Origin of the sequence: Pseudomonas sp. BF-R-01, assembly GCF_019946615.1 — a bacterium.
Lineage (GTDB): Bacteria > Pseudomonadota > Gammaproteobacteria > Pseudomonadales > Pseudomonadaceae > Aquipseudomonas > Aquipseudomonas migulae.
Genome location: NZ_JAGYFX010000006.1, coordinates 23358 through 45994, shown reverse-complemented (window position 1 = coordinate 45994; position 22637 = coordinate 23358). Strand labels below are relative to the sequence as shown.

At 60.3% G+C, this 22637-nt stretch carries 26 protein-coding genes; 11 read left to right on the top strand and 15 right to left on the bottom strand.

All coding sequences use genetic code 11. The annotated features are described in order from the left end of the window. Positions 1-836: 836 nt before the first annotated feature. The 4 genes from infA to trxB form a co-directional block, all read right to left on the bottom strand. Positions 837-1055, bottom strand: coding sequence for a translation initiation factor IF-1 (gene infA / locus KGB27_RS04355; protein WP_002553999.1), 219 nt, complete (start codon positions 1053-1055; stop codon positions 837-839). Between the two features lie 100 nt (positions 1056-1155). Then, the gene (locus KGB27_RS04350) at positions 1156-1863 is read right to left on the bottom strand and encodes an arginyltransferase (protein ID WP_008029519.1); all 708 of its coding nucleotides are present in this window, start codon (positions 1861-1863) and stop codon (positions 1156-1158) included. 56 nt (positions 1864-1919) lie between these two features. Beyond that, positions 1920-2600 (bottom strand): leucyl/phenylalanyl-tRNA--protein transferase, encoded by a 681-nt coding sequence (gene aat / locus KGB27_RS04345; RefSeq protein WP_223553314.1) that lies wholly within the window; start codon positions 2598-2600, stop codon positions 1920-1922. Between the two features lie 64 nt (positions 2601-2664). Then, on the bottom strand, positions 2665-3624 hold the full coding sequence (gene trxB, locus KGB27_RS04340) for a thioredoxin-disulfide reductase (protein WP_223480884.1): 960 nt from the start codon (positions 3622-3624) through the stop codon (positions 2665-2667). 295 nt (positions 3625-3919) lie between these two features. On the opposite strand from trxB, the gene KGB27_RS04335 reads away from it, so the two are divergent. From KGB27_RS04335 to cysG, 6 genes are all read left to right on the top strand, one after another. Then, positions 3920-6328, top strand: a complete 2409-nt coding sequence (locus KGB27_RS04335; protein ID WP_192418736.1) for a DNA translocase FtsK — start codon at positions 3920-3922, stop codon at positions 6326-6328. Between the two features lie 65 nt (positions 6329-6393). Further along, positions 6394-7017 carry an outer membrane lipoprotein chaperone LolA gene (gene lolA / locus KGB27_RS04330; protein ID WP_008029508.1) on the top strand — a complete coding sequence of 208 codons (624 nt, stop codon included), beginning with the start codon at positions 6394-6396 and terminating at the stop codon, positions 7015-7017. Between the two features lie 137 nt (positions 7018-7154). Then, the gene (locus tag KGB27_RS04325) at positions 7155-8477 is read left to right on the top strand and encodes a replication-associated recombination protein A (RefSeq protein ID WP_008029505.1); all 1323 of its coding nucleotides are present in this window, start codon (positions 7155-7157) and stop codon (positions 8475-8477) included. Then, entirely contained in the window at positions 8477-8851 is a 375-nt protein-coding gene (gene crcB / locus KGB27_RS04320) for a fluoride efflux transporter CrcB (RefSeq protein ID WP_008029503.1), read from the top strand. Before KGB27_RS04325 ends, crcB begins: the two co-directional genes overlap by 1 nt. 15 nt (positions 8852-8866) lie before the next feature. Beyond that, on the top strand, positions 8867-10147 hold the full coding sequence (gene serS / locus KGB27_RS04315) for a serine--tRNA ligase (protein WP_008029502.1): 1281 nt from the start codon (positions 8867-8869) through the stop codon (positions 10145-10147). After that, positions 10148-11542 (top strand): siroheme synthase CysG, encoded by a 1395-nt coding sequence (cysG, locus tag KGB27_RS04310; protein ID WP_008029501.1) that lies wholly within the window; start codon positions 10148-10150, stop codon positions 11540-11542. It abuts the gene before it with no gap. A gap of 137 nt (positions 11543-11679) precedes the next feature. On the opposite strand, the gene KGB27_RS04305 is transcribed toward cysG, so the two are convergent. The 9 genes from KGB27_RS04305 to KGB27_RS04265 all read right to left on the bottom strand — a co-directional run bounded on the left by KGB27_RS04305 (position 11680) and on the right by KGB27_RS04265 (position 16679). Next, positions 11680-12687 carry a glutathione S-transferase family protein gene (locus KGB27_RS04305; RefSeq protein WP_223553313.1) on the bottom strand — a complete coding sequence of 336 codons (1008 nt, stop codon included), beginning with the start codon at positions 12685-12687 and terminating at the stop codon, positions 11680-11682. A 90-nt stretch (positions 12688-12777) separates the two neighbouring features. Beyond that, positions 12778-13779 (bottom strand): glycosyl transferase family protein, encoded by a 1002-nt coding sequence (locus KGB27_RS04300; RefSeq protein WP_223553312.1) that lies wholly within the window; start codon positions 13777-13779, stop codon positions 12778-12780. Next, positions 13776-14111, bottom strand: coding sequence for a TusE/DsrC/DsvC family sulfur relay protein (locus KGB27_RS04295; protein ID WP_223436214.1), 336 nt, complete (start codon positions 14109-14111; stop codon positions 13776-13778). Before KGB27_RS04295 ends, KGB27_RS04300 begins: the two co-directional genes overlap by 4 nt. Next, a complete protein-coding gene (gene tusB / locus KGB27_RS04290; RefSeq protein ID WP_207286702.1) occupies positions 14108-14401 on the bottom strand; it encodes a sulfurtransferase complex subunit TusB in 294 nt (97 codons plus the stop codon). The genes KGB27_RS04295 and tusB overlap by 4 nt, the downstream gene beginning before the upstream one ends. Next, complete coding sequence (gene tusC, locus KGB27_RS04285; protein WP_207286701.1) at positions 14401-14763, bottom strand: sulfurtransferase complex subunit TusC; 363 nt, start codon at positions 14761-14763, stop codon at positions 14401-14403. The genes tusB and tusC overlap by 1 nt, the downstream gene beginning before the upstream one ends. A 1-nt stretch (position 14764) precedes the next feature. After that, complete coding sequence (gene tusD / locus KGB27_RS04280) at positions 14765-15157, bottom strand: sulfurtransferase complex subunit TusD (protein ID WP_008029488.1); 393 nt, start codon at positions 15155-15157, stop codon at positions 14765-14767. Positions 15158-15347: 190 nt separating this feature from the next. Continuing rightward, positions 15348-16052 (bottom strand): YoaK family protein, encoded by a 705-nt coding sequence (locus KGB27_RS04275; protein WP_008029486.1) that lies wholly within the window; start codon positions 16050-16052, stop codon positions 15348-15350. A gap of 28 nt (positions 16053-16080) precedes the next feature. Continuing rightward, positions 16081-16410: a DUF6388 family protein gene (locus KGB27_RS04270; protein WP_008029485.1), complete on the bottom strand. Its 330-nt coding sequence runs from the start codon at positions 16408-16410 to the stop codon at positions 16081-16083. A 20-nt stretch (positions 16411-16430) separates the two neighbouring features. Beyond that, positions 16431-16679 carry a hypothetical protein gene (locus tag KGB27_RS04265; RefSeq protein WP_008045271.1) on the bottom strand — a complete coding sequence of 83 codons (249 nt, stop codon included), beginning with the start codon at positions 16677-16679 and terminating at the stop codon, positions 16431-16433. A 162-nt stretch (positions 16680-16841) separates the two neighbouring features. On the opposite strand from KGB27_RS04265, the gene KGB27_RS04260 reads away from it, so the two are divergent. Next, the gene (locus KGB27_RS04260) at positions 16842-17192 is read left to right on the top strand and encodes a hypothetical protein (protein WP_008029480.1); all 351 of its coding nucleotides are present in this window, start codon (positions 16842-16844) and stop codon (positions 17190-17192) included. A gap of 86 nt (positions 17193-17278) precedes the next feature. On the opposite strand, the gene KGB27_RS04255 is transcribed toward KGB27_RS04260, so the two are convergent. Next, a complete protein-coding gene (locus tag KGB27_RS04255; protein WP_223553311.1) occupies positions 17279-17722 on the bottom strand; it encodes a GNAT family N-acetyltransferase in 444 nt (147 codons plus the stop codon). Between the two features lie 146 nt (positions 17723-17868). Between KGB27_RS04255 and KGB27_RS04250 the strand changes: the two genes are divergently transcribed. Beyond that, complete coding sequence (locus KGB27_RS04250) at positions 17869-18306, top strand: hemerythrin domain-containing protein (RefSeq protein ID WP_207286698.1); 438 nt, start codon at positions 17869-17871, stop codon at positions 18304-18306. 50 nt (positions 18307-18356) lie between these two features. Continuing rightward, a complete protein-coding gene (locus tag KGB27_RS04245; RefSeq protein WP_223553308.1) occupies positions 18357-18950 on the top strand; it encodes an NUDIX domain-containing protein in 594 nt (197 codons plus the stop codon). A 213-nt stretch (positions 18951-19163) separates the two neighbouring features. Here KGB27_RS04245 and KGB27_RS04240 read toward each other — a convergent pair whose 3' ends face one another. Then, positions 19164-19676, bottom strand: a complete 513-nt coding sequence (locus KGB27_RS04240; protein ID WP_207286696.1) for a methylated-DNA--[protein]-cysteine S-methyltransferase — start codon at positions 19674-19676, stop codon at positions 19164-19166. 150 nt (positions 19677-19826) lie between these two features. Between KGB27_RS04240 and ggt the strand changes: the two genes are divergently transcribed. Together ggt and KGB27_RS04230 are read left to right on the top strand one after the other, a co-directional pair. Continuing rightward, positions 19827-21554: a gamma-glutamyltransferase gene (ggt, locus tag KGB27_RS04235; protein WP_008045279.1), complete on the top strand. Its 1728-nt coding sequence runs from the start codon at positions 19827-19829 to the stop codon at positions 21552-21554. Positions 21555-21623: 69 nt separating this feature from the next. Then, positions 21624-22157, top strand: coding sequence for a cysteine hydrolase family protein (locus KGB27_RS04230; RefSeq protein ID WP_223553306.1), 534 nt, complete (start codon positions 21624-21626; stop codon positions 22155-22157). The last annotated feature ends 480 nt before the right edge of the window (positions 22158-22637 follow it).

Below are 22637 nucleotides of genomic sequence, written 5' to 3'. Positions count from 1 at the left end.
GGCGAGCTAACGCTCGGCCTGATGAGTGGTGGAAATCAAAAGCGTATGGGATTCCCTGTAGGAGCCGGCTTGCCGGCGAAAAGCGTTTGGACAACGCGTTCATTCAGACACCCCGCGTTATCGTTGGCGTCCATCGCCAGCAAGCTGGCTCCTACAATTTTGAATCGTGTGAACCCAATCCCTTGTAGGAGCCGGCTTGCCGGCGAAAAGCGTCTGGGCAACGCGTTCATTCAGACGGCCCGCGTTATCGTTGACCTCCATCGCTGGCAAGCCAGCTCCTACAATTTTGAATCGTGTGAACCCAATCCCTTGTAGGAGCCGGCTTGCTGGCGATAGCGGTGGGTCAGTCGCGCATTTATCGCCTGAAAGGACGCCATCGCCAGCAAGCCGGCTCCTACAGGGGATTGGTGTACATGTTCGGAATGAGTGAGCGCAGCAGTGAAGGACAACGCGGACAACTGCAGAGCCAGGTCGGCTTTCAGGCCGCCTCGGCGGCTGTGGCGGTAGTCGCCCCCTCGAGAGGCCGAGTGGAGGTTCTGCGCAGTGGGCAACCCGGCATGGATGCCGGGTTAGCCGCCCCCGGCCATGGATGGCCGATGGCGGCGTGCCCACGGAGCAGGACCGGAGCGAGGGTATGGCGAGCCTTAGCGAGGCACCGAACGAAAGGGGCAAAAGCGCTTTGGTTACTTTCGCGCTTTTCGAAAGTGACTCGCTGTAAAAGCGAAACCAATACCAGCCATCACCAAAAAAATGGATATTCACACCACACCACACCAAACCAAATCGCAGACAAACAAAAACGCCCGGCAAAAGCCGGGCGTCTTGTATTGACTTGATTAGCGAGCGCGGTAAGTGATGCGCCCTTTGCTCAAGTCATAGGGCGTCAGCTCGACGCGCACTTTGTCACCGGTAAGAATACGAATGTAGTTCTTGCGCATCTTGCCGGAGATATGCGCGGTTACGACGTGCCCATTTTCCAACTCCACGCGAAACATGGTGTTGGGCAGGGTGTCGACGACAGTGCCTTCCATTTCGAAGCTGTCTTCTTTCGACATGCAGTAAAGCCCTCGGTGTCCAATGAATGGCCCGGTGCAACTGCGCCAGGCAAAAGCGGCGTGCATTGTGCCCGAAAAATGGGGTTTAAGCCAAGGGGTTCTAGTTCAGGATGACCCAGCGCTGATTAATCAACAGTTCGATCGGGCGATATTGGGTCTTGTAGCTCATTTTTTTGCAGTTCTTGATCCAGTATCCGAGGTAGACCGCTTCAAGCCCCAGGCGCTGGGCCTCGGCGATTTGCCAGAGAATCGCATAGCGCCCCAGGCTGCGGCGTTCTTCAGAGGGTTCGTAGAAGGTGTAGACCGCCGACAGACCGTTCGGCAGCAAGTCAGTGACCGCCACCGCCAACAGCTGGCCCTCCAGGCGAAATTCGTAGAAACGCGAAAATGGCAGGTCACGCACCAGGAAGGTCGAGAACTGGTCACGACTCGGCGGGTACATGTCGCCATCGGCATGGCGCTGTTCGATGTAGCGCTGATACAGGTCGAAGTACTCTTCGCTGAACTTCGGCTTGGTCGGGCGCACCTGCACGTCGGCATTGCGCTTGAAAATGCGTTTCTGCTGACGATTCGGCGAAAATTGCGCCACTGGAATGCGCGCAGGCACGCACGCATTGCAATTCTGGCAATGTGGCCGATAAAGATGATCGCCGCTGCGACGAAAACCCATTTCAGACAGGTCTGCATAGACATGCACATCCATGGGCTGGCTAGGGTCGAGGAACAGCGTTGTGGCCTGCTCCTCGGGCAGATAACTGCAAGAGTGGGGCTGAGTGGCATAAAACTTCAAACGCGCCAACTCGGTCATGATCAACCCTCGGTATAAGCTTTGAATTAAGTGTAAGCCACGCGCGCGAAAGTCGCTCAGCAAACCCAGATGGCACGGCTGGGTTGGTCCAGATGCTGCGCAAGATAGCGGGCAAACTCGCGACGAGGAATGGCGCGGGCGCCCAGGCTGTGCAAATGGTCGGTGGGCATCTGGCAGTCGATCAGCACGAAACCCGAGTCTTTCAGATGTTTGACCAGGGTGGCAAAGCCGAATTTGGAGGCGTTGTCGGCGCGGCTGAACATGGATTCGCCGAAGAACAACTGCCCCATTGCCAGGCCATAGAGCCCGCCGACCAGTTCCCCCTGATCCCAGACCTCTACCGAATGCGCGTAGCCCCGCTGGTGCAGCGCGAGGTAGGCGTTCTGCATCGCTTCGGTGATCCAGGTCCCGTCGGCATAATCGCGCGGTGCAGCGCACGCGCGAATGACCGCGGCAAAATCCTGATCAAAGGTCACTTGATAGCGTTGCTGACGCAGCAGCTTGCCGAGGCTGCGCGAGACGTGCAGTTCGTCGGGAAACAGCACGGTACGCGGATCCGGCGACCACCAGAGAATCGGCTGGCCTTCCGAAAACCACGGAAAGCAGCCATGGCGATAGGCCTGAATCAGACGATCGGCGGACAGATCGCCGCCCGCAGCCAGCAATCCGTTGGGATCGCGCATGGCTTTTTCCAGCGGCGGGAAGGTCAGGGTGTTGCGTTGTAACCAAGTCAGCATGGCATTCGGGCTTACAGAAGGGGAGGGCAGTGGTGGGCGTTTGGGCCCACCGTGAAGTTTGCCGTCAAACGGCCGGAATGTCGTCGAGGTATTTCTCGGCGTCGAGTGCGGCCATGCAGCCGGCGCCGGCGGAAGTGACGGCCTGGCGATAAACGTGGTCGGCCACATCACCGGCGGCGAACACGCCGGGGATCTCGGTGGCGGTGGCATCGCCTTCGCTGCCGCCTCTGATCAGCAGATAACCGTCACGCATTTTCAGCTGGCCTTCGAATAGTCCGGTATTGGGCTTGTGGCCAATGGCAATAAACACGCCGGCCACCGACAGCTCGCTGGTTTCGCCGCTGTGGCTTTCGCGCAGGCGGGCGCCGGTCACGCCGCTGGCGTCGCCCAGCACTTCATCGAGATTCTGGTTCCAGTGCAAACGGATATTACCGTTGGCGGCCTTTTCGAAGAGTTTGTCCTGAAGGATTTTCTCCGAGCGCAACTTGTCGCGTCGGTGGATCAAGTGGACTTCCTTGGCGATGTTGGACAAATACAACGCTTCTTCAACAGCGGTATTGCCGCCACCGACTACAGCGACCACCTGATTGCGGTAGAAGAAGCCGTCGCACGTTGCGCAGGCCGAAACCCCTCTGCCGGCGAAGGTCTCTTCGGAGGGCAGGCCCAAGTACTGCGCCGAAGCGCCGGTGGCAATAATCAGTGCGTCGCACGTATAAGTGCCGCCGTCGCCGATAAGTTCGAACGGGCGCTGTTGCAACTTGGCTGTGTGGATGTGGTCGTAAACGATCTCTGTGTCAAAGCGCTCGGCGTGTTTTTGCATGCGTTCCATCAGTACCGGGCCGGTCAGGCCTTCGACGTCACCGGGCCAGTTGTCGACTTCGACGGTGGTGGTGAGCTGGCCACCTGCCTGTATGCCGGTAATGACCACAGGTTTGAGGTTGGCGCGGGCGGCATAAACCGCTGCACTGTAACCGGCAGGGCCGGAACCCAGAATGATCAGGCGGCAATGCTTGGATTCGCTCATAAAACACCTCATAAGCCTTTGTCACGAAAGAGAATGCGTGCTCAAATTGAATCGCAATCGGTGCGCCGTTAGCTATGCTGATCCATGGCCTGCCAGCATGGCATCGTACGAACAAACCCGTACAATGCGTGCCGGTCACTTGAATATTCAGTGCGCCCCGTGTTTATAAAAACCGGAGTGCAGTGTTAAAAGTAGTCCCAGTTGCGCCGGTTAACTTTTTTACCTGCCTGGATTGGGCAGTTTTTTATAGTCATTCAACAGATGGACGCGCCATAGGCGCAGGAAAAGAAGCGTTTTGAAGAAATCCACCGCAGCACCTAAACCAGCCGTCGTTCCGCTCTGGCGCCAGCATTTGCACTACCGGCTCAAGGAAGGTGCATTGATCGCCATCGGCGGCCTGTGCCTGTTCCTGATGATGGCCTTGTTGACTTACGGCAAGGACGATCCGGGCTGGAGCCATAACAGCAAGATCGACGATGTTCAGAACTTTGGCGGACCGGTCGGCTCCTACAGTGCCGACATCCTGTTCATGGTGCTGGGTTACTTCGCCTACATTTTCCCGCTGTTGCTGGCGGTCAAGACCTACCAGATCTTCCGTCAACGCCACGAGCCGTGGCAGTGGAGCGGCTGGCTGTTTTCCTGGCGCCTGATCGGCCTGGTGTTCCTGGTGCTGTCGGGCGCGGCCCTGGCCCACATCCATTTCCATGCACCGACCGGTCTGCCGGCCGGCGCGGGCGGCGCGTTGGGCGAAAGCCTTGGCGATCTGGCCCGCAATGCGCTGAATATCCAGGGCAGCACCTTGCTGTTCATCGCGTTGTTCCTGTTCGGCCTGACGGTGTTCACCGACCTGTCGTGGTTCAAGGTGATGGACGTTACCGGCAAGATCACCCTCGACCTGTTCGAAGTGTTCCAGGGCGCGGCCAACCGCTGGTGGGCCGCCCGTGTCGAGCGCAAGCAGCTGGTTGCGCAGTTGCGTGAAGTCGATGATCGCGTGCATGAGGTGGTCGCACCGACCGTTACCGACAAGCGCGAGCAAGCCAAGGTCAAGGAACGCCTGATCGAGCGTGAGCAAGCCCTGAGCAAACACATGTCGGACCGCGAGAAGCAAGTCCCGCCGGTGATTGCCCCCGCGCCGCCGAAACCCGCCGCGCCAAGCCAGCGCGTGGAAAAAGAGAAACAGGCGCCGCTGTTCGTCGACAGCGCCGTCGAAGGCACCTTGCCGCCGATCTCGATTCTCGATCCTGCAGAAAAGAAACAACTCAATTATTCCCCGGAGTCGCTGGCGGCCGTTGGCCACTTGCTGGAAATCAAGCTCAAGGAATTCGGCGTCGAAGTCTCGGTAGACTCGATTCACCCGGGCCCGGTGATTACCCGTTACGAAATCCAGCCTGCCGCCGGGGTCAAGGTCAGCCGTATCGCCAACCTGGCGAAAGACCTGGCGCGTTCCCTGGCCGTGACCAGCGTGCGGGTGGTGGAAGTGATTCCGGGCAAGACCACCGTCGGTATCGAGATTCCCAACGAAGACCGGCAGATCGTGCGCTTCTCCGAAGTGCTGTCGACGCCTGAGTACGACAACTTCAAATCCCCGGTCACCCTGGCCCTGGGTCATGACATCGGCGGCAAGCCGGTCATCACCGACCTCGCCAAAATGCCGCACCTGCTGGTGGCCGGTACGACCGGTTCCGGTAAGTCGGTGGGTGTGAACGCGATGATTCTGTCGATCCTGTTCAAGTCCGGCCCGGAAGACGCCAAGCTGATCATGATCGACCCGAAAATGCTTGAACTGTCGATCTACGAAGGCATTCCGCACCTGCTGTGCCCGGTCGTGACCGACATGAAGGACGCGGCCAACGCCCTGCGCTGGAGCGTGGCGGAGATGGAGCGTCGCTACAAACTGATGGCGAAGATGGGCGTGCGAAACCTGTCCGGCTTCAACGCCAAGGTCAAGGAAGCCCAGGACGCCGGCACGCCGCTGAGCGATCCACTGTACAAGCGCGAAAGCATTCACGACGAAGCGCCGCTGCTGACCAAGCTGCCGACCATTGTCGTGGTGGTCGACGAATTCGCCGACATGATGATGATCGTCGGCAAGAAGGTTGAAGAGCTGATCGCCCGTATCGCCCAGAAGGCCCGTGCCGCCGGTATCCACTTGATCCTCGCGACCCAGCGTCCGTCGGTTGACGTGATCACCGGTCTGATCAAGGCGAACATCCCGACGCGCATGGCGTTCCAGGTGTCGAGCAAGATCGACTCGCGGACCATCATCGACCAGGGTGGTGCCGAGCAGTTGCTGGGCCACGGTGACATGCTCTACATGCCGCCGGGCACCAGCCTGCCGATTCGTGTGCATGGTGCGTTCGTGTCCGATGACGAGGTTCACCGGGTGGTGGAAGCCTGGAAACTGCGCGGTGCGCCTGAATACAACGATGACATCCTCGCCGGTGTCGAAGAGGCCGGTAGCGGCTTTGAGAATGGCGGTGGCGGCGGTGATGACGATGCTGAAACCGATGCGCTGTACGACGAAGCGGTGCAGTTCGTGCTGGAAAGCCGTCGCGCGTCCATCTCTGCGGTTCAGCGCAAGCTGAAGATCGGCTACAACCGCGCCGCACGCATGATCGAAGCCATGGAAATGGCCGGGGTCGTGACGTCCATGAACACCAACGGTTCGCGTGAAGTCCTGGCGCCTGGCCCGGTGCGCGACTGATTTGATTTGCAAGGATGGTGCGGTGACGCACCGTCCGAACTCCCACGAATGTTATGAGGACTCCCATGCGTCTTATCCGCATGCTGTTGCTGCCGGTTCTGGCTTTGACCACGCTCTCGGCCCACGCCGATGACAAGGACGTGGCACGTCTGACCCAACTCCTGGAAAAATCCCAGACCCTGACTGCACGCTTCTCGCAGCTGACCCTCGATGGCAGCGGCACCCAGTTGCAGGAAACGGCCGGTGAAATGTCGCTGCAGCGCCCGGGCCTGTTCTACTGGCACACCGATGCGCCGGCTGAGCAAGTCGTGGTTTCCGACGGCAAGAAAGTGACCCTGTGGGACCCGGACCTGGAACAGGCCACCATCAAGACCCTCGATCTGCGTCTGAGCCAGACGCCGGCGTTGCTGTTGTCCGGTGACGTGTCCAAGATCAGCCAGAGCTTCGCCATCAGCGCCAAGGAAGCCGGCGGCGTGATCGATTTCACGCTGAAGCCAAAGACCAAGGACACCCTGTTCGACAGCCTGCGCCTGTCGTTCCGCAATGGCCTGGTCAATGACATGCAACTGATCGACAGCGTCGGCCAGCGCACCAACATCCTGTTCACCGGCGTGAAGGCCAACGAGCCGATCCCGGCGTCGAAGTTCAAGTTCGACATCCCTAAAGGCGCGGACATCATCCAGGAATAAACCGCAGCCCCTTGTAGGAGCCAGCTTGCTGGCGATGGTGGGTCAGTCAACATCAATGTTGAATGATAAACAGCCATCGCCAGCAAGCTGGCTCCTACAGGTATTGCGGTGTTCATAGTGAGGTTTTATAGGCAGTGATGGACCTGTTTCGCAGCGCCCCGATAGCTCAGCCCTTGGCCGCCCGTTTGCGTGCGGCCAATCTGGACGAGTACGTCGGTCAGGAACACGTGCTCGCTCGCGGCAAGCCTTTGCGCGAAGCGCTGGAGCAGGGTGCGCTGCATTCGATGATTTTCTGGGGCCCGCCGGGCGTGGGCAAAACCACCCTGGCGCGGTTGCTGGCGGAAGTCTCGGATGCGCACTTCGAAACGGTCTCGGCTGTATTGGCCGGCGTGAAGGAAATCCGCCAGGCGGTGGAAATCGCCAAGCAACAGGCCGGTCAGTACGGTAAACGCACCATCCTGTTCGTCGACGAAGTGCACCGCTTCAACAAGTCGCAGCAGGACGCCTTCCTGCCCTACGTCGAAGATGGCACGCTGATTTTCATCGGCGCGACCACGGAAAACCCCTCGTTCGAACTCAATAACGCCTTGCTCTCCCGGGCGCGCGTCTACGTGCTCAAAAGCCTCGACGAAGCGGCGCTGCGCAAACTGGTGCATCGTGCGCTCACCGAAGAGCGTGGCCTGGGCAAACGGCAACTGACCCTCAGCGATGAAGGCTTTCAGATGCTGCTGTCCGCCGCCGATGGCGATGGTCGACGCCTGCTCAACCTGCTGGAAAACGCCTCGGACCTTGCCGAAGACAACAGCGAAATCGGCGTCGATCTCCTGCAAAGCCTGCTCGGCGATACCCGTCGGCGGTTCGACAAGGGCGGCGAAGCGTTTTACGACCAGATTTCCGCGCTGCATAAATCGGTTCGCGGCTCCAATCCGGACGGCGCGTTGTACTGGTTTGCACGGATGATCGATGGCGGTTGCGATCCGCTGTACCTCGCCCGGCGTGTGGTGCGCATGGCCAGCGAAGACATCGGCAACGCCGACCCTCGCGCATTGAGCCTGTGCCTGGCCGCGTGGGAAGTGCAGGAACGCCTCGGCAGCCCGGAAGGCGAGTTGGCGGTGGCCCAGGCCATCACCTATCTGGCCTGCGCGCCGAAAAGCAACGCGGTGTACATGGGTTTCAAAGCCGCGATGCGCAGCGCCACCGAACACGGCTCGCTGGAAGTGCCGTTGCACCTGCGCAACGCCCCGACCAAGCTGATGAAGCAACTCGGTTATGGCGACGAGTACCGTTATGCCCACGATGAGCCGGATGCCTACGCCGCCGGCGAAGACTACTTCCCCGAAGAGCTTGAGCCGCAACCGTTCTATCAGCCAGTGCCGCGAGGCCTGGAGCTGAAGATCGGCGAGAAGCTCAATCACCTCGCGCAACTTGACCGTTTAAGCCCCCGGCAGCGGAGAAAATAGTGCTTCCATTGATTGTTGCGGTTTCCGTCGGCGGGGTCGCTGGCACGCTGTTGCGCTTCGCCACTGGCAACTGGGTCAACGCTAATTGGCCACGGCACTTCTATACCGCGACGCTGGCCGTTAATATCGTCGGCTGTTTGCTGATCGGCGTTCTATACGGTCTGTTTTTGATTCGCCCGGAGGTGCCTTTCGAAGTGCGCGCCGGGCTGATTGTCGGCTTCCTCGGGGGGCTGACGACTTTTTCATCCTTTTCACTGGATACGGTGCGCCTGCTGGAAAGCGGGCAGGTGCCACTAGCCCTGGGCTATGCTGCCATCAGCGTATTCGGCGGGCTGCTCGCCACCTGGGCCGGCCTGTCCTTGACCAAACTTTGATAACGAGAGACCGACATGCTCGATTCCAAACTGTTACGTAGCAACCTTCAGGACGTAGCGGACCGCCTGGCATCCCGTGGCTACACGCTGGATGTTGCGCGCATCGAAGCGCTGGAAGAACAGCGCAAGACCGTCCAGACCCGCACCGAAGCACTGCAGGCTGAACGTAATGCGCGCTCCAAATCCATCGGTCAGGCCAAGCAGCGCGGCGAAGACATCGCGCCGTTGATGGCGGACGTCGAGCGCATGGCCAACGAATTGAGCGCCGGCAAAGTGGAACTGGACGCGATCCAGACCGATCTGGATTCGATCCTGCTCGGCATCCCGAACCTGCCGCACGAATCCGTGCCAATCGGCGATGACGAAGACGGCAACGTTGAAGTGCGTCGCTGGGGCACCCCGACCGCGTTCGATTTCCCGGTCCAGGACCACGTCGCCCTGGGCGAGAAATTCGGCTGGCTGGACTTCGAAACCGCCGCCAAGCTGTCCGGTGCGCGTTTCGCCTTGCTGCGTGGCCCGATCGCCCGTCTGCACCGCGCCCTGGCGCAGTTCATGATCAACCTGCACACCAGCGAGCACGGTTACGAAGAGGCCTATACGCCTTATCTGGTCCAGGCGCCGGCATTGCAAGGCACCGGTCAATTGCCGAAATTCGAAGAAGACCTGTTCAAGATCGCGCGCGAAGGCGAGGCCGATCTGTACCTGATCCCGACCGCTGAAGTGTCGCTGACCAACATCGTCGCCGGCGAAATCGTCGATTCGAAACTGCTGCCGATCAAGTTTGTCGCCCATACGCCGTGCTTCCGCAGTGAAGCCGGTGCGTCGGGTCGCGATACCCGCGGCATGATTCGCCAGCACCAGTTCGACAAGGTCGAGATGGTCCAGATCGTTGAGCCATCGACCTCGATGGAAGCGCTGGAAGGCCTGACCGCCAACGCCGAGAAAGTCCTGCAACTGCTGGAACTGCCTTATCGCACCCTTGCGCTGTGCACCGGCGACATGGGCTTCAGCGCCGTCAAGACCTACGACCTGGAAGTGTGGATCCCGAGCCAGGACAAATACCGCGAGATTTCGTCGTGCTCCAACTGCGGCGATTTCCAGGCCCGTCGCATGCAAGCACGTTTCCGCAACCCGGAAACCGGCAAGCCTGAACTGGTTCACACCCTGAACGGTTCCGGTCTGGCGGTCGGTCGTACCCTCGTTGCCGTGCTGGAAAACTACCAGCAGGCCGACGGTTCGATCCGTGTGCCGGACGTGCTGAAACCGTACATGGGTGGCCTCGAGGTCATCGGCTAAATGGACTATCTGCCGCTGTTTCACAACCTTCGCGGCAGTCGTGTGTTGGTCGTCGGTGGGGGGGAAATTGCCTTGCGCAAATCCCGCCTGCTGGCCGAAGCCGGTGCGCTGCTGCGGGTGGTTGCGCCTGAAATCGAACCGCAACTGCGCGAACTCGTTGCCGGCAGCGGTGGCGAGTGCCTGCTGCGTGGCTACGTCGAAGCGGATCTGGACGGCTGCGGGCTGATCATTGCCGCCACCGATGATGAACCGCTGAATGCACAAGTCTCCGCCGATGCTCATCGGCGTTGCGTGCCAGTCAACGTGGTGGATGCGCCAGCCTTGTGCAGCGTGATCTTCCCGGCGATCGTCGACCGTTCGCCACTGATCATCGCGGTTTCCAGTGGCGGCGATGCGCCGGTGCTGGCGCGGTTGATCCGCGCCAAGATCGAAACCTGGATTCCTTCCACCTACGGTCAACTGGCCGGTCTGGCTGCGCGTTTTCGCAGTCAGGTCAAAGGCCTGTTTCCGGATGTACAGCAGCGTCGGGCGTTCTGGGAAGATGTGTTCCAGGGCCCGATTGCCGACCGGCAACTAGCCGGGCAGGGCGCTGAAGCCGAGCGCATGATGCAGGCGAAAATCAGCGGTGAAGCGCCGGTTGCCACGGGTGAGGTGTACCTGGTCGGTGCCGGGCCGGGTGATCCCGACCTGTTGACCTTCCGCGCCTTGCGCCTGATGCAGCAAGCCGATGTGGTGCTGTATGACCGGTTGGTGGCGCCGGCGATTCTCGATTTGTGCCGTCGCGATGCCGAGCGGGTCTACGTCGGCAAGCGTCGCGCCGATCACGCCGTGCCGCAGGATCAGATCAACCAGCAATTGGTGGACCTGGCCAAGCAGGGCAAGCGCGTGGTGCGGTTGAAAGGTGGTGATCCGTTCATCTTCGGCCGTGGCGGTGAAGAGATCGAAGAACTGGCGGCCCATGGCATCCCGTTCCAGGTGGTGCCGGGCATCACGGCGGCCAGCGGTTGCGCGGCATACGCCGGGATTCCGCTGACCCACCGCGATTACGCGCAGTCGGTGCGATTTGTCACCGGGCACCTGAAGGACGGCTCCACCGATTTGCCGTGGGGTGACCTGGTCGCCCCGGCGCAAACCCTGGTGTTCTACATGGGGCTGGTGGGCTTGCCGATCATCTGCGAGCAGTTGATCAAGCATGGTCGCGCAGCGGATACGCCGGCGGCGTTGATTCAGCAGGGCACCACGGTGAATCAGCGGGTGTTTACCGGCACCTTGGCCGATCTTCCACGGCTGGTAGCGGAGCATGAAGTACATGCACCGACGCTGGTGATTGTTGGGGAAGTGGTGCAGTTGCGCGAGAAACTGGCGTGGTTTGAGGGTGCTCAGGCGCAAGTCTGAAGACCGCGTCGCTTCCTTCGCGGGCAAGCCTCGCTCCTACAGATTTTATGTTGTTCGCACGATTGCGGGTGGACACAAAACCTGTAGGAGCTAGGCTTGCCCGCGAAGGGGGCCTCAAAATCGAAATAGAACCCGGATCAGGCGCTGTTCTTGCGCCAAACCCCTTTCCCACTCAACCGCGCCCGATCATGCGCCACGGTAAAGTCCTGCTCCGGCCCCTTCGGCACAACCCCGGTCGGGTTAATGGTCTTGTGGCTGCCATAGTAGTGGTTCTTGATGTGCTGAAAATCCACCGTCTCGGCAATACCCGGCCACTGATAAATCTCGCGCAGCCAGTTCGACAGGTTCGGATAATCGGCAATCCGCCGCAGGTTGCATTTGAAGTGCCCGTGATACACCGCGTCAAAGCGGATCAGCGTGGTAAACAGGCGAATGTCCGCTTCAGTCAGGTATTCGCCCACCAGATAACGATTGGCGTCTAACAGCTGTTCCAGTCGATCCAGTTCCGCAAACAACCCGTCAAACGCCTCTTTATAAGCCGTCTGCGATGTCGCGAACCCGGCGCGGTACACACCGTTGTTCACCGCCGGATAAATCCGCTCATTCAACGCATCGATCTCGCCGCGCAACGGCGCCGGATAGAAATCCAGGTCATTGCCGGTCAAGTCATCGAATGTGCCGTTGAACATGCGGATGATCTCCGCCGATTCATTGTTGACGATGCGATTCTGCTGCTTGTCCCAGAGCACCGGCACGGTGACGCGGCCAGTGTAGTCGGCAGTGTCGGCGGTATAGCGCTGGTGCATGAAGTTGAAGTGATCGAGCTTGTCGCCGGTCGAGCCGAAGTGCTTGTCGAAGGTCCAGCCGTTTTCCAGCATCAGCCAACTGACCACCGACACGTCGATCAGGCTTTCAAGGCCTTTGAGTTTGCGCAGGATCAGTGTGCGATGCGCCCACGGACAGGCGAGCGATACGTAGAGGTGATAACGACCCGCTTCGGCGGCAAAGCCACCCACACCGGTCGGGCCGGGCGTGCCGTCGGCCGTCAGCCAGTTTCGACGCTGCGCCTGTTCGCGCTGGAACGCGCCGTCCTTGCTGCTTTCGTACCACTGGTCATGCCAGCGACCTTCGACTAACAAACCCATGTTCAAGACTCCTCAACCGATAAGCGTTGGAGAGGAGTCTATTCCGATAGGTTCGATAAAAAAGCGCAAAGGTTGGGCGCTTATGATCGGTTAAATCGATCTGTCCCGTGCGTCCCAATATTTCTGGGCTGTTTCGAAGGCGATTTCGCGAGGTTGGCCGAGGCCGCGTAGTGCGAGGGCCATTGTCGCAATCAGCGCCATTTGCGGATAACTGTCGACCACGTCGCCACGCCATACGGCTTTCAAATGTTCGGGATCGAGAGAGGCGGGTTTGACATGGCGTTGCGCCGACAGCTGCGGCCATTCCTCATCCCAGCTCTCGCCACCGGTGGTGCCGTAAAGGTGGCTGTCGGTGTCGGGGTTGATCTCGATCTCGCCGCCATCGCCCTTGACCACAATCGCGGTGTCGCCGAGCAAGCCGCTGGCATCGCGATGCACCGCCTGGTAGCCGGGGTGGAAAATGCTTTGCAGGCCGCAGCGGGCGTTCAACGGATTGAGAATGCGCGTCAGGGAGTGGATCGGCGAGCGCAGGCCCAAGGTGTTGCGCAGGTCGATCATGCGTTGCAGTTGCGGCGCCCAATCCACCAGCGGCATGAACGCCAGGCCGCCGTTATCGAGCGCCGAGCCGACCTGTTGCCAGTTGCGGCACAACGGGATCTTCAGCTCATCCAGCAGTTGCTCGCTGTACAGCCGCCCGGCCGTATGTGCGCCGCCGCCGTGCATGAAAATCCGCACGCCGTTCTGCGCCAGGCACTTGGCCGCCAGCAGATACCACGGCAGATGGCGTTTCTTGCCGGCGTAGGTCGGCCAATCCAGATCGACATTCAAGGCCGGTGGTTGCAAGCGCTCACGCAGGGCTTCGGTGAAGCCGGCCATTTCCTCGGCGCTTTCTTCCTTGTGCCGCAGCAGCATCAGAAACGCACCGAGCTGAGTGTCTTCGACCTTGTCGTCGAGCACCATGCCCATGGCTTCGCGGGCTTCTTCGCGGGTCAGGTCGCGGGCGCCGCGCTTGCCTTTGCCGAGGATCCGCACGAATTGGGCGAAGGGGTGTTCGGCGGGCGTTTCTAGAGTCAGCACTGGATAATCGGTCATAAGCAATTCGTCGGTTTGGGCAGGCCCGCCAGTTTCGCGGCGAGTTTGGCAGGGGTGCCTTTGAACAGTCGGTTCAGGTGCAGGCTGTTGCCTTTTTCCGGGCCGAGCTTCAACGCTGTGTACTTGATCAGCGGACGTGTCGCCGGGGACAGCTGGAATTCGGCGTAGAAGCTGCGCAGCAATTCGAGGATTTCCCAGTGCTCGGGGCTCAACTCGATTTCTTCGGCAGCGGCGAGGGCGCTGGCCACGTCGGCGGACCAGTCGCTCAGTTCAACCAGGAAACCGTCCTTGTCCAACTCGATGGCGCGGGCGCCGACCGTCAGTGCATTCATAACCAGCTGTTGACCTTGTCGTAGTGAATCGACAGTTCGACGAAGGCGGGATAATCGATCGCCTTGGCCGTATCCGGAACCTCCACCGCACGGGCCTGGGCGTCTTCGGCCAACACGAACAGCGTCGGGTTGCCGGCGATCAGTGCGTTGAAGGGCGCGGTGCCCGGTTGCAACGCATACACCGCGTCACCGGTCAGCAGCAGCGCATCGTTCGCGCCGATCAGGCGCAGGCAACTGCTCAGGCGGTCGTCGCCGAACGGGGAATGAGACAACACATGCAAAGTCGACATCAGAGGGTGATCACCTGGTCGTAACGGTCAATAAGGGCGGTGATTTCGCGGGCGGCCAGCACCTGAGCTTCTGCCAGCGACAAGCTGTCCGGGGCCAGGCCGCGTTCAGCGGCGCTGTCGCCACAGACGAACAGGTCTTCGACGCCGAACATCGGCAACGCTTGCAGGTTGGCGCTCAAGTCTTTTTGTTGCAGGGCCTTGGCGTCCTGTTTCGGCGCGAGCTGGAACACTCCGTCATCAAGAAACAGCAGGCCGATCGGCAGGTCGAAGGCACCACCGGCCAGCACGATGTCCAGTGCTTCACGTGCGCTCGGCCCGGACCACGGCGCCTGACGGCTGATAATCAGCAAGGATTTAGGCATGTCACGCACCTCCGAAACAGATCAGTCGGTCGGCGTCCTGCACCGCGTCATGCAACTGACCGAGACCGGACAACTCCCACGGCGCGCCGACGGCGACCGCTTCGCGCTGATAACGCTGGGCTTCTTCGTCGTTCAACACACCACGACGCAGGGCGGCGGCGATGCAGACAACGCCGTCCAGTTGATGTTCGGCCACAAAGGCGCGCCATTGCTTGGGCAGGTCCTGTTCATCCTGCGGCGTGACCACGCTGGCGGACGCGTTGTAGACGCCATCCTGATAGAAAAACAGCCGGACAATCTCATGCCCGCCGGCCAGCGCAGCCTGGGCGAACAACAAGGCACGGCGCGAGGAGGGCGCATGGGCGGCGGAAAACAGCGCGATGGCGAACTTCATGACGGACTCGATCAGTAAAACTGCGGCCATGATAAGGCGTGGACCGAGTTGTCGCCATCGCCAGCAAGCCGGCTCCTACAGGTCCCGTGTCGTTTACAAGCCTTCGACCCACCACAAAACCCCTGTAGGAGCTGGCTTGCCAGCGATGGCGGTCTGTCTGCCGACATAAATGCTGGATGTGCTACGCCGCTCAACGCGGCATATACCCCAACTGCCAACGCCGTGGAATCCTCAACGACAACACTCCAAGCGCCCCCGCCAGCAACCCGCTGACAAACAACGCCCTGAGTCCAAGATGATGCTCCAGCACCGCTCCCAACACCGCGCCGGCAAACATTCCGGTCCAGGGGATCAACTGCACCCGCCAGCCATTGCGCCGCTCGCCGAGCATCCAGCGTCCCAGGCCGCGACCGAAGCGCGACAGGGCGCCTGTCACGTAAGTAAGCCCCACCGGCAGGCCATTCACTTCTTCGACGGCGGCATTGAGCATGCCCATCGCGATGATCGCTGCCAGCAGCGCCGGCAATTGTTCGTCATAAGGCCAGGCCGCCGCCGCACACAGCAACATGGCGATGCACAACAGCAAGGGCAGCGCGCGGCGCCCGCCGACCCGGCTGACGACAATGCCCAAGGCGTTGCCGAGGATGAACGTGGCCACGAGCAGCAGCAGGCGCAGGGTCAGGCCCATGTCGCCGTCGCTGATCGCCACGGCGAGGCGTGTGGTGTTGCCGCTCATGAAGGAGACGAAATCGCCGCTGGCCATGAAGCCGATAGCGTCGGTCATGCCGGCAAGCACCGAGAGTGCGGCCACCAGCGACAGGCCGATGCGGCCGCGCCATTTCTGAGTGTGCAGATGCCCCGGACTGGCGCGGGTCGTGGAGGACGAAGGCAGCATCGGTGGCGGGATCCTTGTGCGGCGACGTTTATGGGATCAGACCATATAACTCGCAATACTCCAGCCAGTCCATCCCCGCCATCTCGGCCACTTCCCGGTGTACGTTCAGGCGTTGAGCTTCGTAGTCCTCCGGTGTCGCGGCGGTCAGTTGCAGGGTCAGCTCCCAGGCAAACAACCCCAGGCGTTCGGCCTCGGCTTCGAACGCTTCATGCAAGCGCTCGTCGCGAAACTGCGCTGCGGTTTCGCCCTTGGCCTGAGCCAGCAGCGGGTTGAGGTTGTCGAGTTCGTGGCGCAGTTCAGGTCGCTCATCGAGAAACTTCTGCAGCGCCTGCTCGTGTTGCTGTTCGGTTGCCGCCATGGTCGCTCCTTGAGAATGGGTTACACGGACTGCTTCTTGCTGGCCTTGGCCGCTGCGGCCAGGCATTCGAGGGCAAACTGCTCGCAGTAGGTCATCTGGATCGGCGTGGTTTCGCCCTTGACGGTACGTTCGCCGTCGAGGATGTAACGGATCCGCTTGTCGGTGACGCCGATTCGCTTGGCGATCCAGGAAGGCGTCTGGCCGATCTGGCTGATCAGCTTGTCGGCATATTCAGCGGTCGGTTTGTAGAATTCGGCGTTGGGTGTCATGGACGTTCCAGAAAAAAATGAGCTCGGAAATAAGGGCGATGCAGCGTTTGGCGCGACAGGGTGCGCGAATCGTTGCGCGGTGTCGCGGTATAAATGAAGTAAAGCAGAACGATACGCCGGCCCACGGTGATACAGTCCGCTTTTTCTTGATGAGCACACGCAATGCGAATTCTGATGGTGGCGCTGGCCGCAACGTTGCTGGCGGGATGCGCCGGTTCGGTGATGAACGATGCCCGCACGGGCACCCCGTACAAAACCCTGACTTCGGACAAACCGGAAAAAGTCGTCGCCCAGTGCGTGCAGTTCGCCTGGCAGGACGAGGCAGTGTTCGGCGTCGATGCGGGCGCGTATTTGCAGCCGGGCAAGAAGGGCGGGTCTACCGTTTACACGCGTTCGGCGGAGTCCTTTGTGGACGTGACCACCGATGCGTCAGGGACGGCGTTGAGTTACTACGCGCAGCATGACGACTTTGTCGCCAAGCGCCGTTTGGCGGCGCTGGCTACCTGCCTCTGATCTTTTGAGCACCGCAATACCTTTGTAGGAGCACGGCTTGCCGGCGAAGGCGATTTCACGGACGCCTTCGCTGGCAAGCCATGCTCCTACAGGGAGAGTTCGGCTTTATTGATCAGGCGCTTCTGGAAAAAGAAGCGCTTGTGCCCCGGCGGGTAGTCGACGATCTGCCCCAACTCGCTGAACCCCAGCTTCTTGTAGAACTCCGGCGCCTGAAAGTCGAAGGTGTCCAGCCAGATCCCCACGCATTCCTTCTCCCGCGCCAGGTCTTCGGCCATCTGCATCAGTCTGGAGCCAATGCCTTGCCCCCGGCCCTGTTCCGGCACCGACAGCAATTCGATAAACAACCATTGATAGAAAAACCGGCCGTACAGCCCGCCGAGAATCTCGCCCTGGTCATCGCGCACCAGCAAGGCCAGCGGTTGCGCTTTGCCGTCCCCCGCTTGGGCGACGTTGTAGGCCCGCAATGGTGCGAGGATCGCCTCGCGATCTTCCGGTGTCGGGTTGTGCGACTGTTCGATGCTGAGTGTCATCGGCTACATCCTTATGGCAGTGATGCACGAGCGTATCCGGGTCGCGACGATTGTTCTATCCCTCGTTATTCAGAGGAACCGTCGCCAGCGCGCAGATGTCTAGCCTTTACAGCGTCATTCCAGAACGCGGCCGATGAGGATTGCCAATGAACATTTTCGAAGCCTTGCGCGAAAGCCACGACCGCCAACGCACCTACGCCGTCGCATTGGTCAAGACCAGCGGCGACACCCCGGAGCGCGTTGAAGCCTACAAGCAGCTCAAGTCCGAACTCCAGGCACACGAAACCGCAGAAGAGCGGCATTTTTATATCCCGCTGATGGAGTTCGACAACGGTGTCGACCTCAGTCGCCACGCGATTTCGGAACATCACGAGATGGACGAAATGATGGAAGAACTCGACGAGACCGAGATGTCCAGCCCGGCCTGGCTGGCGACCGCGAAGAAGCTCTCCGAGAAGGTCCATCACCATCTGGAGGAGGAAGAGCAGAAGTTCTTCCAGATGGCCGGCAAGCTGCTCGACGATCAGCAGAAAGAAACGCTCGCCAGGCAATACGAGAAGGAATACAAGGCTCAACTTTCGTGAGGGCCTTCGTCTAAGATGGGCGTTTTCTGACGAAATAAGGATGCGTTGTCATGCCGAACACAGCCGAGCGGGTCAACATCGTCGAGTCCCAGGTGTTGTCCCACGACTGGTATCTGCTGAAGAAAATCACCTTCGATTACCAGCGCAACAACGGCGAATGGCAACGCCAGACCCGCGAGGTCTACGACCGTGGCAATGGCGCGGCGATTCTGCTGTTCAACCGCGAGAAGAAAACCGTCGTACTGACCCGGCAGTTCCGCTTGCCGGTGTTCGTCAATGGTCACGACGGTCTGTTGATCGAGGTGGCTGCGGGGTTGCTCGAAGGCGCCGCGCCCGAAGAACGCATCCGCGATGAAGCGGAGGAAGAAACCGGTTATCGCGTGCACCATGTGCAGAAGGTGTTCGAGGCCTACATGAGCCCCGGCTCGGTAACTGAAAAACTGCATTTCTTCATCGCCGAATACGATGCTTCATCGAAAGTCGGCGAGGGCGGCGGGCTCGAAGAAGAGACCGAAGAACTGGAAGTGCTGGAGTGGCCGTTCGACGACGCGCTGGAAGCGTTTTATCGCGGGGAGATCTGCGACGCGAAGACCATCATGCTGCTGCAGTACGCCGCCATGAAAAACCTTTTCACTACCCCCTGAATCTGTAGGAGCCGGCTTGCTGGCGATTCGGCTTTAAGGCTTGCAGTGCTGCCAAGGCCATCATCGCCAGCAAGCCGGCTCCTACAATGTTGCGTGAGTCGCGCAATCCGGGATTAACGCAAACCCTGTAGGAGCCGGCTTGCCGGCGATTCGGCCTTAAGCCTTGCAGTGCTGCCGAGGTCGCCATCGCCGGCAAGCCAGCTCCTACAAAAATCAAAAGCCTTCCAGTCGCCCGGTTCCACCCCATTGGCCGCCTTCCAGCGTCAGCAATAATTCCTTCGCCTCAAGCCCACCTGCAAACCCGGTCAATTTCCCCGACGCGCCGATCACCCGATGGCACGGCGCAATAATCGAGATCGGGTTCTTGCCATTCGCCGCGCCCACTGCACGCACTGCGCTCGGGTTGCCGATCTGCTCGGCAATCTGGCTATAGCTGCGCGTTTCGCCGAACGGAATGGTCAGCAGGGCCTGCCACACCTTTTTCTGAAAGTCCGTACCGGCGAAATCCAGTTCCAGGTCGAAGCGGTTTCGTGTGCCGGCGAAGTATTCCTGCAACTGTTGAACCGCGCGCACCAGGACCGGGTTGTCCGCCGCCTCACTCATCGGCCCGAGCCGTACGCGATTCGGTTTGTCGTTTTCCCAGAGGATGGCCGCCAGTCTCGAACCGTTCGCGACCAGCTTCAACTCGCCGACCGGCGACGCCATGGTGGTGAAGGTGTAACTCATGCGGGCGGACTCCGAAAACAGGTGAGCAGGCGGCAAGCATACTGCCTCGACGGGGAGGCGCAATACGCAATCCCGACCATACTGCGTACTGCTCTTGAAACGTTTTCTCTGTTTTTTTTACCGACCCTAAAAACAAAAAGAGACCGACTCATGAAGTTCGAACCTTTTGCCAAATCGCTCATCGCGACTTCATTGGCACTCAGTTGCCTGGCGGCTCACGCCGCTTCTGTCGCCCCCGTCGCCGCCGAAAACGGCATGGTGGTCACGGCCCAGCACCTGGCCAGTCATGTGGGCGTCGATGTGCTCAAGAACGGTGGTAACGCCGTCGATGCCGCCGTCGCGGTCGGGTATGCGCTGGCGGTGGTGTATCCCGCGGCAGGTAACCTGGGCGGCGGTGGTTTCATGACCATCCAACTGGCGGACGGGCGCAAGACCTTCCTCGACTTCCGCGAAAAAGCCCCGCTGGCCGCCACTGCCGACATGTACCTCGACAAAGAGGGCAACGTCGTCCCGGACCTCAGCACCCGTGGTCATCTGGCTGTCGGCGTGCCGGGCACCGTGTCCGGCATGGAACTGGCGCTGAAAACCTACGGCACCAAACCGCGCAAGGAAGTGATCGCCCCGGCGATCAAACTCGCTGAAGACGGCTTTGTGCTGGAGCAGGGCGATGTCGATTTGCTGGAGTACGCCACCGACGTCTTCAAAAAGGACATGAAAGATTCCGGCTCGATCTTCCTGAGCAACGGCGAGCCGATGCAGGTCGGCCAGAAGCTGGTGCAAAAAGACCTGGGCAAAACCCTGCGGGAAATCTCCGAGAAGGGTGCCGACGGTTTCTATAAGGGCTGGGTTGCTGACGCGATCGTCACCTCCAGTCAGGCCAACAAAGGCATCATCACCCAGGCTGATCTCGACAAATACAAGACCCGCGAACTGGCCCCTATCGAGTGCGATTACCGTGGCTACCACGTGGTCTCGGCACCACCGCCAAGCTCCGGCGGCGTAGTGATCTGCGAGATCATGAACATCCTCGACGGCTACCCGATGAAAGACCTGGGTTACCGCTCGGCGCAGGGTATGCATTACCAGATCGAAGCCATGCGCCACGCGTATGTCGACCGTAACAGCTACCTCGGCGACCCGGACTTCGTGAAAAATCCGATCGCCCATTTGCTGGATAAAAACTACGCGAGCAAAATCCGCGCTGCCATCAATCCGCAAAAGGCCGGCGTGTCCCGCGAGCTCAAGCCCGGCGTCGCGCCGCACGAAGGCAGCAACACCACCCATTACTCCATCGTCGATAAATGGGGCAACGCGGTGTCGGTGACCTACACCTTGAACGACTGGTTCGGCGCCGGTGTCATGGCCAGCAAAACCGGGGTCATCCTCAACGACGAGATGGACGACTTCACCTCGAAAATCGGCGTGCCGAACATGTACGGTCTGGTGCAAGGGGAGGCCAACGCCATCGCGCCGGGCAAGGCGCCGCTGTCGTCCATGAGCCCGACCATCGTGACCAAGGACGGCAAAGTCGTGATGGTCGTCGGCACCCCTGGCGGCAGCCGCATCATCACCGCGACCTTGCTGACCATCCTCAACGTGATCGACTACGGCATGAACATCCAGGAAGCGGTGGATGCGCCGCGTTTCCACCAGCAGTGGTTGCCGGAGGAGACCAACCTGGAGGCGTTCACCACCAGTCCGGACACGGTGAAGCTGCTCGAAAGCTGGGGCCACAAGTTTGCCGGGCCGCAGGATGCCAACCATATCGCCGCGATTCTGGTCGGGGCGCCGTCGCTGGAAGGTAAACCGGTGGGCAAAAACCGTTTCTACGGAGCGAACGATCCGCGTCGTAACACCGGGTTGTCTCTCGGTTATTGAGGGTTGTGTTTGGAGGGGGACGGATTTAGTTTCTGTCCCCTGACCCAACGACAGATCAAGGATGGAACCATGACCACCGCAATGTTGATCATCGATGTCCAGCGAGCACTTTGCACGGGCGAGTACGAGTGCTTCGAAATCTCACGTGTCATCGACACCATTAACGGGCTCAGCACCCGTGCCCGAAAGGCCGGCGTTCCGGTGGTGCTGATCCAGCATGAGGAAGACGGCAGTCCGCTGGCGTATAACGCTGAGGGCTGGCAACTTGCCGAGGGGCTGGAAACCTCGCCCAAGGATTGGCACGTACGCAAGACCACACCGGATTCGTTCTACCAGACCAACCTGCAAAAGCTGCTGCCGGTGCAGGATTTCGAACGCCTGGTCATCTGCGGTTTGCAAACCGACTATTGCGTCAACGCCACAGTGCGTCAGGCGCTGCAACTGGGGTACGACGTGGTGCTGGCGGCTGACGCTCACTCCACGGTCGACAACGGCAACATCCCCGCCGAAGACATCATCGCCGAGCACAACAAGGACTTGGCGCATTTGACCGGTTCAGTGGCGCGGATCGACGTGATATCCGCCGCCGACATCACGTTCTAGCACCCATGATGACGGGCCCCGCCCAACCCTGTAGGAGCCCGGCTTGCTGGCGATGGCGATTTCCCGGACGCCATCGCCGGCAAGCCTGGCTCCTACGGATTGTGAGATGTCCGGGATGGCGGGTTCACGCAAAACCTGTAGGAGCCGGCTTGTGGGATGTCCGGGATGGCGGGTTCACGCAAAACCTGTAGGAGCTCGGCTTGCTGGCGATGGCGATTTCATGGACGCCTTCGCCGGCAAGCCTGGCTCCTACGGATTGCGAGGGTGTTGGAGATTTAGGGTTCACCCAAAACCTGTAGGAGCCGGCTTGCTGGCGATGGCGATTTCACGGACGCCTTCGCCGGCAAGCCTGGCTCCTACGGAGCGCGGGATGTCAGGGATGGCGGGTTCACCCAAAACCTGTAGGAGCTCGGCTTGCTGGCGATGGCGATTTCATGGACGCCATCGCCAGCAAGCCGGCTCCTACAAATCGCGAGGGTG